Origin of the sequence: Flavobacterium inviolabile (assembly GCF_013389455.1) — a bacterium.
GTDB lineage: Bacteria > Bacteroidota > Bacteroidia > Flavobacteriales > Flavobacteriaceae > Flavobacterium > Flavobacterium inviolabile.
This window is the reverse complement of the sequence record NZ_CP058278.1, coordinates 1,888,904-1,904,156: the sequence shown is the minus strand read 5'-3', so window position 1 is coordinate 1,904,156 and position 15,253 is coordinate 1,888,904. Positions and strand designations below refer to the sequence as shown.

15 protein-coding genes are annotated in these 15,253 nt (G+C 40.5%); 5 read left to right on the top strand and 10 right to left on the bottom strand.

Annotated features, from left to right (window positions below; translation table 11 throughout):
- Positions 1 to 13: 13 nt before the first annotated feature.
- From HW120_RS08435 to HW120_RS08425, 3 genes are all read right to left on the bottom strand, one after another.
- Positions 14 to 676, bottom strand: coding sequence for an NAD(P)H-binding protein (locus tag HW120_RS08435; protein WP_177733152.1), 663 nt, complete (start codon positions 674 to 676; stop codon positions 14 to 16).
- A 134-nt stretch (positions 677 to 810) separates the two neighbouring features.
- The gene (locus tag HW120_RS08430; RefSeq protein ID WP_177733150.1) at positions 811 to 1,248 is read right to left on the bottom strand and encodes a DUF2147 domain-containing protein; all 438 of its coding nucleotides are present in this window, start codon (positions 1,246 to 1,248) and stop codon (positions 811 to 813) included.
- Between the two features lie 40 nt (positions 1,249 to 1,288).
- Positions 1,289 to 2,104: an oxidoreductase gene (locus HW120_RS08425; protein ID WP_177733148.1), complete on the bottom strand. Its 816-nt coding sequence runs from the start codon at positions 2,102 to 2,104 to the stop codon at positions 1,289 to 1,291.
- 452 nt (positions 2,105 to 2,556) lie between these two features.
- On the opposite strand from HW120_RS08425, the gene HW120_RS08420 reads away from it, so the two are divergent.
- From HW120_RS08420 to HW120_RS08400, 5 genes are all read left to right on the top strand, one after another.
- Positions 2,557 to 3,630, top strand: coding sequence for a serine hydrolase domain-containing protein (locus tag HW120_RS08420; RefSeq protein ID WP_177733145.1), 1,074 nt, complete (start codon positions 2,557 to 2,559; stop codon positions 3,628 to 3,630).
- A 156-nt stretch (positions 3,631 to 3,786) separates the two neighbouring features.
- A complete protein-coding gene (locus HW120_RS08415) occupies positions 3,787 to 4,686 on the top strand; it encodes a MerR family transcriptional regulator (protein WP_177733143.1) in 900 nt (299 codons plus the stop codon).
- Between the two features lie 362 nt (positions 4,687 to 5,048).
- Positions 5,049 to 7,424, top strand: coding sequence for a TonB-dependent receptor (locus HW120_RS08410; RefSeq protein ID WP_177733141.1), 2,376 nt, complete (start codon positions 5,049 to 5,051; stop codon positions 7,422 to 7,424).
- Positions 7,425 to 7,496: 72 nt separating this feature from the next.
- Positions 7,497 to 8,228: a DUF4198 domain-containing protein gene (locus HW120_RS08405; RefSeq protein ID WP_177733139.1), complete on the top strand. Its 732-nt coding sequence runs from the start codon at positions 7,497 to 7,499 to the stop codon at positions 8,226 to 8,228.
- A 56-nt stretch (positions 8,229 to 8,284) separates the two neighbouring features.
- Entirely contained in the window at positions 8,285 to 9,445 is a 1,161-nt protein-coding gene (locus tag HW120_RS08400) for a PepSY-associated TM helix domain-containing protein (RefSeq protein WP_246297054.1), read from the top strand.
- A gap of 26 nt (positions 9,446 to 9,471) precedes the next feature.
- Here HW120_RS08400 and HW120_RS08395 read toward each other — a convergent pair whose 3' ends face one another.
- From HW120_RS08395 to HW120_RS08365, 7 genes are all read right to left on the bottom strand, one after another.
- Complete coding sequence (locus HW120_RS08395) at positions 9,472 to 10,017, bottom strand: DUF4252 domain-containing protein (protein ID WP_177733137.1); 546 nt, start codon at positions 10,015 to 10,017, stop codon at positions 9,472 to 9,474.
- A gap of 69 nt (positions 10,018 to 10,086) precedes the next feature.
- Positions 10,087 to 10,626 (bottom strand): DUF4252 domain-containing protein, encoded by a 540-nt coding sequence (locus tag HW120_RS08390; RefSeq protein WP_177733135.1) that lies wholly within the window; start codon positions 10,624 to 10,626, stop codon positions 10,087 to 10,089.
- A gap of 31 nt (positions 10,627 to 10,657) precedes the next feature.
- Positions 10,658 to 11,101, bottom strand: a complete 444-nt coding sequence (locus HW120_RS08385) for a hypothetical protein (protein ID WP_177733133.1) — start codon at positions 11,099 to 11,101, stop codon at positions 10,658 to 10,660.
- Complete coding sequence (locus tag HW120_RS08380) at positions 11,082 to 11,597, bottom strand: RNA polymerase sigma factor (protein ID WP_177733131.1); 516 nt, start codon at positions 11,595 to 11,597, stop codon at positions 11,082 to 11,084. Before HW120_RS08380 ends, HW120_RS08385 begins: the two co-directional genes overlap by 20 nt.
- A 150-nt stretch (positions 11,598 to 11,747) precedes the next feature.
- Positions 11,748 to 12,713 carry a T9SS type A sorting domain-containing protein gene (locus tag HW120_RS08375; protein ID WP_177733129.1) on the bottom strand — a complete coding sequence of 322 codons (966 nt, stop codon included), beginning with the start codon at positions 12,711 to 12,713 and terminating at the stop codon, positions 11,748 to 11,750.
- An 11-nt stretch (positions 12,714 to 12,724) separates the two neighbouring features.
- Positions 12,725 to 14,125 carry an RCC1 domain-containing protein gene (locus tag HW120_RS08370; protein ID WP_177733127.1) on the bottom strand — a complete coding sequence of 467 codons (1,401 nt, stop codon included), beginning with the start codon at positions 14,123 to 14,125 and terminating at the stop codon, positions 12,725 to 12,727.
- 67 nt (positions 14,126 to 14,192) lie between these two features.
- Positions 14,193 to 15,245, bottom strand: a complete 1,053-nt coding sequence (locus tag HW120_RS08365; protein ID WP_177733125.1) for a YncE family protein — start codon at positions 15,243 to 15,245, stop codon at positions 14,193 to 14,195.
- Between the last annotated feature and the right edge of the window lie 8 nt (positions 15,246 to 15,253).

The following is a 15,253-nucleotide window of genomic DNA, read 5'->3' as shown; positions in this document are numbered from 1 at the left end:
TCCCCTTAGGGTCTTATTTTGTTTTTGCTAATGCTCCTGCTTCTTTTAATAGCTGTGCCGATTCTACTATGGTATGCCCCGCAGGTGGACGCACAGCATACTGAAACAGTAATGCCGCAAGAGCTTTTACCGGTAATGGTGCTATTTTCCGGAGTAGTCCGAGTTTATTCAGAAAAGAAATAATGGCAACACTAATTTTTTCTCCGGCCCTGTCGGAATCGGGTCTTAACAATGGTCCGGGACGAAAAACAATCAGGTTCTTAAAGTTTAGCGCTTCAACAGCCTGCTCCAGTTCTCCTTTCATTCTCGAATAGAACAATGACGATTCCGGATTAGCCGAGGTTGAAGATACCAGTATAAAAGTGGGGATCTGTTTCGATTTCGCTATTCTGGCAAATTCATACTGATAGCCATAATCAACTTTATACTGGGCTTCCTTGCTTCCCGCCGCTTTCAATGTTGTTCCCATACAGGAGAAAGCTACATCGGCAGCAATGGCCTCATCCCATTCGCCTATCCTGTCAAAATCGACTACCTGTTCTTTTAGTTTTGTATGTTTTACAGGGAGCGGTTTCCGAACCAGCGCCACAATTTCTGTCACTTCCGGACTTGCCATCAGCAGTTCCAGTAACTCTTTTCCCGTAGCGCCTGTAGCGCCTATTATAACAGCTTTCATATTAAAATATTTGTTTCCGGATATTACTCATACAAAATACGATATATTTTTTGATGCCGGGCTTTATTCTGGCTACGAATTGTTCCACTACTTTTTAAGCTAATCATTAGCCGGTATGTTTTGAGGTAAAAAGGTTATTTTATTCTGTGAAATGTAGCGGTCTTCCCTAAAAAGGAAACTCCCATAAAGCCACGCAGGTACATTTTTTCATTTTTAATCCAGGCTTTACAGCTATAGGTATCGCCACTTGGTGCATTGTATATTTTCCCGTCCACATACGCTTCCCCGTCCCATTTGAGATTCGTCAGACTGGTAATCCCGATTACATCCCTTGTCCGAAGTTTCGGATCAGGATTCCGGCTATCTTTCTTTGAGGTAACTCCATCATTTTCTACAATCTGGTTACCCCACAGGTATTTTCCATAATATTGATCTCCCTGTTTAAAGATTTCCAGTTTTACATCTTTCTTATCCGATTCCCATTTTCCCAAAATAGCGTCCGCTCCGGTCTGTGCAAATGTTTTCCCGGCAAATGCCAGTACTAGTATAAATATGATCTTTATTGTTTTCATCTTAAAAATTTAATGGTTGTTTATTACGTTCGCAATCCGGTTATAACTGACTCATTACGATTTTATCGAACAGCTTATCTCCCAGATATGTCCTCATCCACACCATAGGTTTGGCAAATTTCCCAACCCTGTATCTTGTTTTGGGCTTTTTACTGTTTATTATTTTGGTTACCGCATTAGCAATAACTGCCGGTTTGGAAGAACCGTTCCCTTCCGCCGCTTTACGGGTACCGTCTTCAATCTTGTTCATCATCTGCCTGTAAGCACTGTCCTTTCTAATCTTTGCAAACCCATCCAGCAATACCGATCCAAATTCCGTAGCTATAAAACCGGGTTCCAGCACCACGACGTTAATATTGAACTGTTTCAGCTCTAACCGCAAACAATCGCTCAAACCTTCTACTGCATGTTTGCTTGCATGGTACCAGGCTCCCATTGGGAAATACATTTTCCCGCCCATTGAAGATGTGTTGATAATGGTCCCCTGCCCGGCTTTACGCATATAAGGAACCACTTTCTGCGTCATTGCAGCCATCCCAAAAACATTGACCTCAAATTGTTTTCGGGCTTCGTCTAAGGGAACATCTTCAACCGAACCATACAAACCAAAACCCGCATTGTTCCAAAGCACATCTATTCTCCCTTCTTTTCGGATAATCGTATTGACTACATTGTCAATGTCCGCTTCATCGGTTACATCCATCATTATTGGATGACCGCCAATTTGTCCGATGTCCTGCATCTGGTCGATTCTTCGGGCTACTGTATAAACCGTATGGCCTTCGCTGATAAGTTTCTTTGCAGTTTCTTTTCCCATTCCGGAACTTGCTCCGGTAATTAAGATTACTTTTCCCATTTTCCTGATGTTTTATTTTATACTGCAAATATCTGGCGGCCAGGAGCCATACCTTTAAGACAAATCCACGATTATTGTATACTTTTTACCGTTAGGACCGAAAACAGCTGGCAAATCAATTTAGTATTACAGAAACTACATTGAAGCGAAGATCAACTATCCCGTTTATGAACCGGCATCAGGAAAATACTTTTATGAAATAGCAATACGCAACGAGAAAAAGGATTTCAGACAGCATCCGCTACAGCAACAATTCCGCTATATTGATAAATAAAGCCGTCAATCACCATTTTGAATCTGCTGACGCCACATTATATTTATATATTACTTTTTAATAAATTTAACTTTGGAAACAATCCTAAAAACAGCCAACACTTTTGTAACAGATTACTTTATAAACAGACACATTGTTAAACAATTCACAGGAACCATAACAATAAAAAACACCAGTCATGATTTTCAAACAAACCAAATACACCTTACTACCATCCCTACTGTTAATCGTGTGCTTTTTTTCCTGCCAACAGCAAGACAAACACCGGCAGATTGATGCGGTTATAAAAGATTTCCATACTCAGGGTGCTTTTAACGGTGCTATACTGGTTGCCCAGAACGGTACGGTTGTTTACGATACCGTTATCGGATTGGCCGACTTTACCACCAAAAAAGACTTACAGCCGGACAGTCCTTTTTACCTGGCATCCTTATCCAAACAATTTACTGCCATGGGCATTATGCTGTTAGCGCAAAAACAACTGTTAAACTATGACGATCCCGTTTCAAAATACCTGCCGGAACTGCCGGAGTATGCAAAATCGATAACCATCCGGAATCTGCTGAATCACACATCCGGATTAAAGGATTATTTCGAATCCCCGAGTTTAATCAAACCGGGACTGACCAATCAGCAGGTATTCCATTGGCTGCAAAATGAAAAAAAGCTGAATTTTGCTCCCGGTGAAAAATACGAATACAGCAATACCGGCTACCTGTTATTATCGTTAATAATAGAAAAAGTGAGTTCCAAACCATTCGCCCTGTTTATGAAAGAATCCATCTTCGATCCGCTAAAAATGGAACACACACAAGTATTTGAAGCTAATACCACAGCAATTAAAAACAGGGCTGCCGGCTTTGACAAAAACAGCAAACCGGACGATTACAACATCCTGACTACCGGCGACGGCGGAATTTTCGCCACCACACACGATTTATTTATCTGGGATCAGGCCTTATCCAGCAATCGGTTATTAAAAGATACGGTACTCGAAGAAGCGTTTACAAAACCCAGACTAAACAACGGTACTTATTCCGATTACGGATTTGGCTGGAATATTATTGAAGACGACACTAAAAAAGTGGTTTTTCATACCGGCGGACTAAACGGCTACCGAACAATGATCTGGAGAGATCTGGATAAAAAAATCACGATCATCCTGCTGACCAATAATGGTGATGCCCTTCAAATGTGGCCGGTTACCAATGCTGTATTAGCAATAATGGGCGGTAAAAAATATGTAGAATAAAGCTGCTGCTTATGCCTTTTCCTTTTAGTCAATACGGCCGGATCCTTCCAAACCGGTAACGCTTCAAATTACCGGCGGGCATGAAGGATTTAAGAGGAAATTATCAAACGGGTATTGATTAATCTCCTAACTTTGTTTAACAAAACAGATTAAAAGATGAACATTATTAAAAACCTGTTCAGTATTAAAGACCTTGAAAATCTTTCAGGAGTAAAAGCCCACACAATCAGAATATGGGAAAAAAGATACGATATCTTACAACCCATGAGAACCGATACCAATATCCGCTATTACGACACTGTTCATCTTCAAAAACTGTTAAACATTTCTTTACTGCACCATCACGGTTATAAAATTTCGGAAATAGCAGTACTTTCCGACAACGCTTTAAACACTCTGGTTAAAGAAACCGCATCGGATAAAAGTGCTCAAAACCATGCAGTGAATGCCTTTAAAATGGCAATGATGAGCTTTAATCAGCAATTATTCATCGAAACCTACAACAACCTGATTACGCACAAAACCTTTAAAGAAATCTTCTATGAAGCTTTCCTCCCGCTATTGAGTGAACTGGGTCTGCTATGGCAAACCGAAACCATCACGCCGGCTCATGAACATTTTATCAGTCATTTGATCCGGCTGAAACTGCTTCGCAATACCGAACTGATACAGGCCAATGAACCGACCCGAAAGGATCGTGTTTTTATCCTCTTTTTACCATTGAATGAAATTCATGAATTGGGATTGCTCTATGTGAATTATGAACTTTTACGACACGGATACCAAACCCTATATTTGGGCGAAAGCATTCCCAAAGAAAACCTGTCCGAAATATTCAAACACTTTGAAAACGTCACCTTTGTGTGCTATTCCACTGTAGAACCCAAAAAGGAACAATTAAACGATTATATAGCTTCACTGGAAAATGAATTGTTGCAGAAAGCAAACAGCAAATTATGGTTACTGGGTTCTGCTACGGCTTTTATTAACCCCAAAAATATCTCTTCAAAAGTCGTCTTAATCAATTCGCTGCAAAAACTGGAACTTTACCTGTAATTTTCTTTGGCATACCTGTTCCGTATGCTGCAAAAAAGACCACAGTAAACCGTAAAAAACAGCGTCCGGATTTCCCCGTTGGTATTCCTTTTTTCAAAATGCAAATAATCTCATTGCGATGCCCTGTAAGCATTTATTCGCGGAAAAACGGAAATCTTCCGGAATGCCGATTGTCCCGTTGAAGTATTTTCAGAAATAAAATTCTTATAAAAACATTCCGTCCGACCGTTAAAAAAACACACAAATAACTAAAAAACAAATAGTTAAATAATTTATTTATATTTATTCTAAATTAATTTGTCTATTCAATCCGTTGAATTTAATTTTGAAGCAAACTAAATGAACTTAAATATCACAGTAAAATGAACAGACAATTAGTCGTGTTTTTGTTGAGCTTCTTCTCAATGATTTCATTTGCTCAAAACAGGGGAACCGTTAAAGGAAATATCGTTAATGAATCCGGAGTTCCCATTCCAAATGCAAGTATAACCGTTTTAAAAACCACTAACGGCACTTCCACCAACAATCTCGGAGAATACTCCATCCCCAATCTTCCCTACGGTAACTACACACTACGATTCTCAATGGTAGGTTACCAAAAATCAGAAACAAAAATCACGGTCAATTCAGAAGTAACGACAGTACCTGTATGGGTAATTAAAGAAACCGTTAATGAACTGGATGATGTGGTTATTAATGAAAAGAAAACGAACAAGTTCACAAAAAGAGTCAGTGCGACCGTTTCGAAAATGCCTTTAAAAGATATTGAAAACCCGCAGGTTTATGTATCAGTTCCGGCAGAATTGTTAAAAGAACAGGTGGTTACCAACTTTAACGATGCTTTAAAAAATGCAACCGGTGTTACCCGTTTATGGGAATCTACAGGTCGTGGCGGTGACGGAGCGCAATACTTCTCAATGAGAGGTTTCTCTGTACAGCCGAGCATGTTAAACGGATTGCCGTATATTAACAACGGTACTCTGGATCTGGCAAACACCGAAAGTATTGAAGTAATCAAAGGCCCATCCGGAACATTGTACGGAAGCAGCCTGATTTCTTACGGCGGTTTGATTAATGTGGTTACCAAAAAACCGTATGAAACTTTTGGCGGAGAATTGGCCTACAATGCCGGTACTTACGGATTAAACAGAATTACAGCCGATGTTAATACGCCGCTTGGCAAAAACAACGATGTATTTTTCAGAGTCAATGCCGCTTATACGACTAACGACAGTTTTCAGGATGCCGGTTTTTCGAAATCATTATTCGTAGCCCCTTCAATAACGTATAAAGCGTCAGACAAACTAACGTTTATGATCAACACAGAGTTCTTCAGTTCTGAAGGTTCTTATGCGCCTATGTTGTTCTTAAACCGTAATTTACCGTTATCATTCAACAGTATCGATCTATTTGACAAGAATTATAAAAATTCATTTACGTCAAATGACCTTTCCATCAAGAATCCGAATTTTAGCTTACAGGCACAAATGCTGTACAAAATATCCGATTCATGGACTTCACAGACTGCTTTATCCAGAAGTACTTCAAAATCGGACGGATATTACTCGTATTTATTTGACAGAGGTAACGGAAATGAATTCGATCGTTATATCACCAAGCTAAATGCAGAATCATTCGGTACGGATATTCAGCAAAACTTTATCGGAGACTTCAAAATTGCAGGTTTACGAAACAGAATGGTTGTTGGTCTGGATTACTATAACAGCATTATGAAAGACAACAGTACCGGCTGGGTAGGATTAGGTTTTGTATCGTTAGCAGATGGCAGCGATACCGGAAACACCACCCGTCCGTCTGTAGACAATGCTTTGGCTGCCTCACCGGTTACGAAATCGACAGCAGAAACAGAAACCTATGCTGCCTATATTTCCGATGTTATCAATATTACCCCTACATTATCGGCTATGGGTAGTTTACGTGTGGATCATTTTGTGGGTCAGGTAGACAATGAAAAGAAAGGGCAAACGGCTTTATCGCCTAAATTCGGTTTATTATACCAGCCGTTAAAAGATAAACTATCCGTTTTTGCAAACTATATGAATGGTTTCAAAAACATTTTGCCACAGGCAATCACCAACCAGACAACTCAGGAAAGAGAAGGTTACAGAACGTTTGATCCGGAAAAAGCCAACCAGATGGAATTTGGTGTAAAATCAAGTTTCTTCAACAACAAATTGAGCGCTACCGTAAGTTACTATGATATTAAAGTAAGCAATATCGTGATGAATGTTGGTAACGGTCCTGCTACCTATACACAAGGTGGTGAGGTAACCAGCAAAGGTGTTGAAGTGAGTGTTGTAGCCAACCCGGTTGAAGGATTGAACCTTATTGCCGGTTTCAGTAAAAACGATTCGGAAGTAACCAAAGATTTGGATACAGCAGGTTATATCGGAATGCGTCCGGAAAGTGCCGGTCCGGAAACACTGGTTAACTTCTGGGCAAACTATACGTTTAACGAAGGCAGCATCAAAGGTTTCGGTTTCGGTTTCGGAGGAAACTATGCGAGTGAGCAGAAAACCCTGAACAGATCCAACATTGGTACTTTCAGCTTACCAAGCTACACGATCGTAAATTCCTCTTTATCATACAGCACCGAGAAATTCCACATCATTTTAAAGATGAATAATATTACCAACGAAAAATATTATTCAGGATGGTCAACGGTTAGTCCGCAGGCATTGCGTTCCATTACAGCCGGATTAACCTATAAATTTTAATTTATTCCAGTTAGTTAGTAAACTCCCCTATTAAACGGGGAGTTTTTGTCTTAAAAACTTAATCATACCAATATGAAAAATTTATTCCTGATTACCGCCCTGTTAGTGATGGGACTTAGCAAAAGCTTTGCTCATTTTATGTGGATTGAAACCAATGCCACCGGAAAAATCAATACTTCCCAGGAAGTACGGGTTTACTTTGGCGAATACGGTCATGATGTCCGTGAAAAAGTAGGAAGCGATACTTTTAACAAAATGCAGGCTTTCACACTTTGGGCAATCGCTCCGAATGGCGAAAAAACAAAACTGACCGTTACACCTGCCGATCTGTATTACAAAGCGGCTTTTACCCCTAAAACAAACGGTACCTACACTTTTGTACTGGATAACGACAAAATTGAGGTGATTGACTTTACGAAATACAACTTCGGTATTTTTAAAACCCATTACCATGCTACGGCAAAAACAGAAGTTGGTTCCGGTTATACCGCTTCGGCTTCGGCAAATCCGAACGGATTATCCATCAGTGATATTTCTAAAAAACAAGTAGGTTTAAACGGGGAGATCACATTGAAAATAACCTATAAAAATGAGCCTTTTGCAGAAAAGGAAATCGATTTGTTTATTCCCAACCAATGGTCGAGAAAAGTAAAGACCAATAAAGAAGGGATCATCACTTTTAAAGCGCCTTACAAAACACAATACCTTGTTGAAGCGACCCATAAAGAGGAAACTCCGGGTACATACAACAACAAAGAGTATCAGTTTATCTGGCACAGTGCTACCTACGCCATTCCGTTTTAACAATCTTTAATTTATTTTACTGCCAAACGGTAAAAGCCCTATTTGAAAATACCCTGATGACTAAAAAAAAGAAAAATACTTTTAAACAGTGGATTGGAAAAGTCCATTTATGGCTGGGACTGGCTTCCGGCATTATCGTTCTTTTACTTTCCGTTACCGGCTGCATTTATGTTTTTAATGATGAGATAACCACGCTTATCCGAAAAGAGGCTATTTATGTAACGGACAAAGCGGAAAAAACCATCCCCGTTAGTCAATTATGGGAATCAACGGCAAAACAAATGGGAGAACGCATCCGGTCGGCTTCGGTAATTACTTATACCGATCCGGACAAAGCCTGGGTTTTCCGTACGTTTAAAAGAAGTGACAAACCGGATTCTGTTTTTTATTTCGGGAATATCGATTATTATCAGTCCATCTATGTCAGCCCTTATACCGGGAAGATTTTGGGTGTTTATGATGAAACAACCGACTTTTTCAATATTGTAAAGTTTCTTCACTGGAGCCTGTTGTTTGAAACCGAAATCGGTCAGCCCGTTATCGGGTGGGGAACCTTTATTTTCGTGATCATGCTGATAACCGGTATTATTTTGTGGTGGCCCAAAAACAAAGCCGCCCGGAAGCAGCGTGTCTGGTTCCAATGGAAAGCCACAACACAATGGAAGCGCAAGAATTATGACCTGCACAACATTCTCGGTTTTTACATTGCCTCAATAGCCATTATCATTGCTTTTACCGGAATGGTCTGGGCATTCACCTGGTTTCAGGCCATTGTTTATGTAGCCGGATCCGGCACAACAACGCCACCGGATGTTAAAACAGCCACCTCAAAAGTGGTAAAAGGAAATACCGATGCCGCTATAGACAGTGTTTACATGGTGACCAAAAGCAAATATCCGGCCGCAAGCGCCTACAGCATCAGCAAACCGGCCGACAGTACCGGTGCGGTAAATGTGTATGTTCAGGTAGTGGATGGTGCTTATTACATCAACCACAGTTTGCAGTTTGATCAATATACCGGTAAACTGCTGCTGGAAAGAAAACACGATGAAAAAAACTTCGGAGAGAAACTCATTACTGCCAACTATGACATTCATGTGGGCGCTATACTGGGAATACCCGGAAAGATAATCGCCTTTATTGCCTGTTTTATTTGTGGCATGCTGCCCGTAACAGGATTCCTGATCTGGTACGGCAGGAATTTTAAAAAGAAATAAAAAAAAGCCCCGTTTCGGGGCTTTTTTTATTTTTGCTCTTTGGGCATCAATTCTTTTAATGGTGCTAACTGATCCAGATCTAAATTTCCTTTTTTAAGAAGACCTACCAGCGACATAACATGATTAGGATTCATATCGTCACCTAAAATACGGACCACTGCAAATCCCTGATCGCTTTTATTTCCGTACAGTACAAACTCACTAACGTGGTCTGTATCCCCTACGAAATAAATAGCGCCTCCTTCTTTTCCGGAACCCATTTTAATCAGCTCCTGATAGCTTTCATCCTTTAAAAGGGTATTCACTTTAGCACGCTCCGTTTCAAATTCTTTCTGGTTTTTGCCATCTGCTTTAAAAGCCAGTACATTCATTTTTTTAAACGACTTTAAAGCTGCTTTTTCCTCATCGGACAAGGCAACCTTATCAACATTTATAAAACTGGGAGCAATATCAACAGCGATAAACTCTTTATTGTTGGAATTCTCTACAAAATACTTCTGTAAAGACGGATGACTGTCGCAACTTGTCAGTACAAGCGCAAGCATTCCTGCTATTAGTCCTAATTTTTTCATCTTTTATAATGTTATGGGGTTGTAAAATGCAAACGGATAAATGATTATCCGTTTGCATCTGGAATGGTTTTATTTCTGTGACGCTTTCTTTAAAGATTCTCCTCCGGGAAGTTTCATCTTTTCTGTTAAAGCTGATATTTCGTCTAAATCAAAGTTACCGGTCAGTGACATCAATACGGTTTCGTTTCCTTTTCCGTTTCCGCCTTCAATATACATTAAAAGCTCTTTTATCTGGCTGCTGGTTGCTCCTGATTTTACGTAGATCTTAACATTTTTACCATTATCATTCACTCTCATTAATTCTTCAAGAGGATTGGATTTCAAATAGGATGCTACACTGGCTCTCATTTCCGAAGCCGGTTTTGCACTTGTTGTTGTGTACACTTTCAGGTTATCCAGTTTTTTAAGTAAACTGATATATCCCTGTGTTTGCTTGTCCGAAGTATCTACTTTCACTTTACTCATCATTTCAAACATCTTTTTGTTGACAACTACCGAAGTAACATCGTCCTGATCGGCAAATTTTTCAAAAGCCGATTGGGCAAAAATCATGCTTGGTAATACTGCTAAAACTAAAGTGAATACTATTTTCTTTATAATTGCTTTCATAATAAAGGGGTTTTAAAATTGTTGTGGTTTACTATCTAAAAATTGTTTTTGTTGTTTTTTCATACTCTTTCATATAACTCATACCTTTCACACCTACATTAACATTTTCAGAAACAAGTTCCAGCGCTTTTTGAGTTTCTCTGTAAGCGACTTCCGGATCTTCAAAAGTTCCAAGATCGTGTTCATGTGTTTGCGGATGCTGGTTCAAAAAGGTAAACAGTCCAAACAAAAGGGCAACACTTGCCGCAACAGATATCCACGCTACATAGTTTCGTTTTCTGGGTTGTAGTGGAACTGTTTTGGTAAACTGTTCTTGTTTTGCCTGAGTGAAGTAACCAAACATTGCCCGGTATTGTTCCAGATGGGGCGCCACATCCGGCTGTGAAAAGTAATCTTTCAACTGCTTTTCTTCTGCAATACTGGTTTCTCCTGAAAAGTATTTTTCGACTAGTTTATTAATTGAATTGAATTCCATAATTGTGTTTTTTAACCAATTGTTCTCTTATTATTTTCCTTGCTCTCGATAATGCCACCCGCACTGCTGTTTCATTCATATCCATGATTTTGGCGATTTCCGAGAATTCATATTCCTCTACTTCTCTCATTTGAAGAATAAGCCGCTGCTGCTCGGGTAATGTTTCCATTATTTTTTCCACCCAGTCCCAGCTGTCTTTATCTTCAAGTTGTTTTTGAACATTTGCCGTTCCGTCCGAGTAATTGCTATGTACGATTTGCAAATTTGAGGCCCTTTTTGACTTTAACTGGTCAAGACAGTAGTTTTTGGTCATCGTCATTGCAAAAGCTTCAACACTGGAATAACTCGACAGTACATTGTTATTTTTCCATAATTTCACCAAAACTTCCTGAGTAGCATCTTCGGCTTCTTCAGTACTCACAAGCAAACGTTTCGCCATCCGAAACAATTTGTCTTTAAAAGGAGAAATCAATTTTATAAACTCCTGTTGGTTCATAATTCGCTGTTGGTTAGTTTTGGTTTATAATAGCAAGACGAACAGTATTTCTTTTTGTTACATCCGTTCGTAAATTTTATTAAAAATAATAAAAAAAGCGGTCAGGAATAGTATCTCCTGACCGCTTCAATTGTGGAATGCTGCTAATGTTTATCTGATTATCAGCTTTTTTATTTCTTTTCTGCCGGTTGTTGCCACTTCAATCATATATGTTCCGGAAGCTAAACCCGATACCGGTATCTGGTTGTGGTTTCCTTTGTTCAGGCTTTTAACAACACGTCCGTAAAGATCGTAAATCACTACCGTAGTTGCTTCATCCGATTCCAGATAAACAACATCACTTGCCGGATTAGGATACATACGGAATGCCGTGGTATCGAAATCATGGATTCCTAAAGTACTCTGATTGATTACCCCCACAGCATCCAGGTCAAATCCTCCGGATGCAAACGGCGTTGCATACGGTTCGTTGATAATATTCCCATGGCTGTCGTGTGTTGCATATACCGGATCGATCGTACCGATCACATCGATTACTTTTACATGGGTAATTCTGTCTTTATTCAATAACGGGTCATTTGGAATATCGGATAGATCGAAAGGTGTCCCGAAGTTTGCACGGTACTTTCCTGCCAGGTTGTTAATGTAACGGCAATCCAGGTTTCCGAAACCGCCGATCTGTGTGGTGGTTTGCGTTTCGCTATGCGACGGGAATCTGAAAAAATTAATTCCGTCTGAACTTACCTCAACAAAAGCCAATTCTAAAAAGGTATCGGAAAAACTATTTTCAAAAACAGCAAAATCAAATCCTGGTCCGTTTGCAATTGGCGTAGCAAAAGTCATCACGGCACTACCGCCGTCACCCAGACTGACAATAGCACTGCCGTTAGCCGGTCCGGTAGCATCGTCAGCAGTTCCCACAGTAGCCAAAGGCCCGGTAGGATTGGTAATATTCTGCGGTCCGCGAACTACCGTAGCTCCGGTAGCCCAGCCAACAAACTGGGAGCTGTTACCCGGAATAGCAGTCGTTCCGGCTACACCCGCTGCCGGTGCATAGGATTGTGCGTTAAGAAGAGTCGTAAGGCTTAAAGAAGCGATAAGTAATATTCTTTTCATGTTCGTTTGTGTTATTTTTTTATAATCTTGTAGGTTAGTGTTTTAGTGTTCCCCAATTCTATTGTAACCAGGTAAATACCGGCAGCGGCAGCAATGTTCATGGTTACCGTTTCAACAGCAGCAGCATTTTTCCGGGCAATTACCTGTCCGTAGGTATTCAGGACCGTTATTTTAGCTTCCGGGATTACTCCGCTAAAATGAATGGTAAATTCCGAAGTTGTCGGATTGGGATATAATGTGATGTTTTTCCAGTCAAATTCCGGAGCGGTTAACGAACAGTTCTCCCCGATACCAATCGGATTGCGCTTGTCAACCAAAGTATTGTCGGCCAGCTGTCCTTCATTGTTTTTTCCCCAGGTAAATAATTTATTGTCATTGTTTAAAGCCATCGCATGGTTTGATCCGGCGCTGATCTTTTCCCAGTTTGAAGCAGTACCAACCTGTAATGGCAGTGTTCTGTTTACCGTTGTTCCATCGCCAATCTGTCCGCTGGAATTATAACCGAAACTCCATAATGTCTTGTCGTTTTTTAAGGCTAAACTGAAATCCCAGCCTCCGCTGATGGCCGACCAGCTGTTTTCGCTGCCCACCTGTACCGGGCTGTTTTTTTGTATTGTCGTTCCGTCGCCCAGAGCGCCTTCGGCATTTCTGCCCCAGCTCCACAACGTACCATTTTCTTTAATTGCTAAAGAATGGCTGTAACCGGTACTGATTGTTTTCCAGTCGTTCGCCGTTCCTATTCTTGTAAGCACACTTTTAGTGATTACCGTGTCGTCGCCCAATTGTCCGCTCAGGTTAAGTCCCCATGCCCATAGTGATCCATCCGCTTTCAGTGCCAGGTTGTGACTACCGCCGGCAGCAATCAGCTTCCAGTCCGAATCTGTTCCTACCTGAACCGGCGTACTGGCATTTCCGGTTTCTGTTCCATTCCCTAACTGGCCGGAAGTATTGTATCCCCATGCCCATAAGGTACCGTTCGTTTTTAAGGCTAACGTATGGTTTCCGCCGGCACTCACCGCCTGCCAGTCGGTATCAGTACCCACCTGAACCGGGTCTACCCTGTCCAGTATCGTTCCGTCACCAAGCTGTCCTCTTCTGTTGTTTCCCCACGCCCATAAAGTACCGTCTGCCTTTATTGCTAACGTGTGGTTTAACCCGCCGGAAACAATGTTCCAAACCTGGCTGCCTATTTTTTGTAATTGCTTTTTGTTATTCTTTGTTCCGTCGCCCAACTGCCCGAAAGTGTTTTTACCGCTCAGCCATAATCCGCCGTCGCTTTCCACCACTAAAGAGTGGTTGGATCCGGCACTGATTTGCTGTTTGCATTGTGCAGAAAGTGTCTGGGTAAATCCTGAAAGTGCTGTAAGGCACAGTGTAAATAAAATTCTTAAAATTGTAATTTTCTTCTTCATTAATCCTTAAGGTATTGAATATACTGTTTTAAAAATTAGGCTATCTGAATCAGATAGCCTAAAAGTTTTAGTTATTGGGATAGAATCCGTTGGTTCCTATTCCTGTTGTTTTCTGACTCAGAACGGTTCCGGCACTGGAGTAAATCGTTACAGCACTTTTGTTGACAAATCCTTTTGCATCAGACACGTATATTCTTCCGTTTATAGCCGCAAAGCCATAAAACGTAGAAAAATCATTATCCGGTACTGTAAATATAGAAGTATCACTAACCGTTGTATCGTTAATTCCCATACGGTACACGCCGTTACCTTTTGTAAAGTAAACCACTTCCCCGTCAATGTCCATATTTCGGGCATTAACCAATGTTGCAGGGAACGTTACTGTACCGGTAATCTGGTCGTTCTGCGTATTTATTTTAACCAGCTTGCTGGCGCTGTCTGCACCGCTAAGCGCATATAAAGTGTTTCCTTTAGCTTCAATGGAATTTAATCCATCACCCACCTGAAGGGTTGCCGTTACGGTATTTGTTGCAGGATTAATAACGGTAATTTCCGATCCTGTACCGAAAGAAGCATTCATCACATATATTTTCCCGTTTACCGCAACAATCTTTTCAACGGTTTTATTGATCGCGATAGTTGCCAGTTTGGCAAATGTATCGGCATCATAAACCGTCACCGTATTGTTTGAAGAATTGGTTACATATATTTTTCCGTTTAGTGCCACCACATAGCGAGGCAGTGCCAAACCGTCTGTAATTGTTCCCAATGTTGCAAACGAGTGTCTGTTTACTATTTCTATTTTGTTTGAAGTATTCACAACAATATAGGCTTTCTCATTATAGAATCCCATGCTTTGTGCTACATCTCCAAGCACTTTTGTCGGGTTAACCACAAAAAAGATATTGTCCTGAAAGGTCAAAAGGTCATTTGAAATGAACGATACGGAAGCATTTGGCGTTCCAAAATTTCCTTCATTCAACATAAAAACACCATTATCATAAGCCTGTAACGGATTTTCATATACTACCGAATCATCGCTCTGATTACAGGCAGCAAAAGAAAAATATAAAACCGCTAAAGCAAAAAGCTTACTCCATTTCATCATGTTAGTTTTCATGGTTGTTC

Excerpts from the sequence above, each read along its gene's own strand:
- HW120_RS08435 (WP_177733152.1), bottom strand. The coding sequence starts at position 676 with ATGAAAGCTGTTATAATAGGCGCTACAGGCGCTACGGGAAAAGAGTTA.
- HW120_RS08430 (WP_177733150.1), bottom strand. The coding sequence starts at position 1,248 with ATGAAAACAATAAAGATCATATTTATACTAGTACTGGCATTTGCCGGG.
- HW120_RS08425 (WP_177733148.1), bottom strand. The coding sequence starts at position 2,104 with ATGGGAAAAGTAATCTTAATTACCGGAGCAAGTTCCGGAATGGGAAAA.
- HW120_RS08420 (WP_177733145.1), top strand. The coding sequence starts at position 2,557 with ATGATTTTCAAACAAACCAAATACACCTTACTACCATCCCTACTGTTA.
- HW120_RS08415 (WP_177733143.1), top strand. The coding sequence starts at position 3,787 with ATGAACATTATTAAAAACCTGTTCAGTATTAAAGACCTTGAAAATCTT.
- HW120_RS08410 (WP_177733141.1), top strand. The coding sequence starts at position 5,049 with ATGAACAGACAATTAGTCGTGTTTTTGTTGAGCTTCTTCTCAATGATT.
- HW120_RS08405 (WP_177733139.1), top strand. The coding sequence starts at position 7,497 with ATGAAAAATTTATTCCTGATTACCGCCCTGTTAGTGATGGGACTTAGC.
- HW120_RS08400 (WP_246297054.1), top strand. The coding sequence starts at position 8,285 with ATGACTAAAAAAAAGAAAAATACTTTTAAACAGTGGATTGGAAAAGTC.
- HW120_RS08395 (WP_177733137.1), bottom strand. The coding sequence starts at position 10,017 with ATGAAAAAATTAGGACTAATAGCAGGAATGCTTGCGCTTGTACTGACA.
- HW120_RS08390 (WP_177733135.1), bottom strand. The coding sequence starts at position 10,626 with ATGAAAGCAATTATAAAGAAAATAGTATTCACTTTAGTTTTAGCAGTA.
- HW120_RS08385 (WP_177733133.1), bottom strand. The coding sequence starts at position 11,101 with ATGGAATTCAATTCAATTAATAAACTAGTCGAAAAATACTTTTCAGGA.
- HW120_RS08380 (WP_177733131.1), bottom strand. The coding sequence starts at position 11,597 with ATGAACCAACAGGAGTTTATAAAATTGATTTCTCCTTTTAAAGACAAA.
- HW120_RS08375 (WP_177733129.1), bottom strand. The coding sequence starts at position 12,713 with ATGAAAAGAATATTACTTATCGCTTCTTTAAGCCTTACGACTCTTCTT.
- HW120_RS08370 (WP_177733127.1), bottom strand. The coding sequence starts at position 14,125 with ATGAAGAAGAAAATTACAATTTTAAGAATTTTATTTACACTGTGCCTT.
- HW120_RS08365 (WP_177733125.1), bottom strand. The coding sequence starts at position 15,245 with ATGAAAACTAACATGATGAAATGGAGTAAGCTTTTTGCTTTAGCGGTT.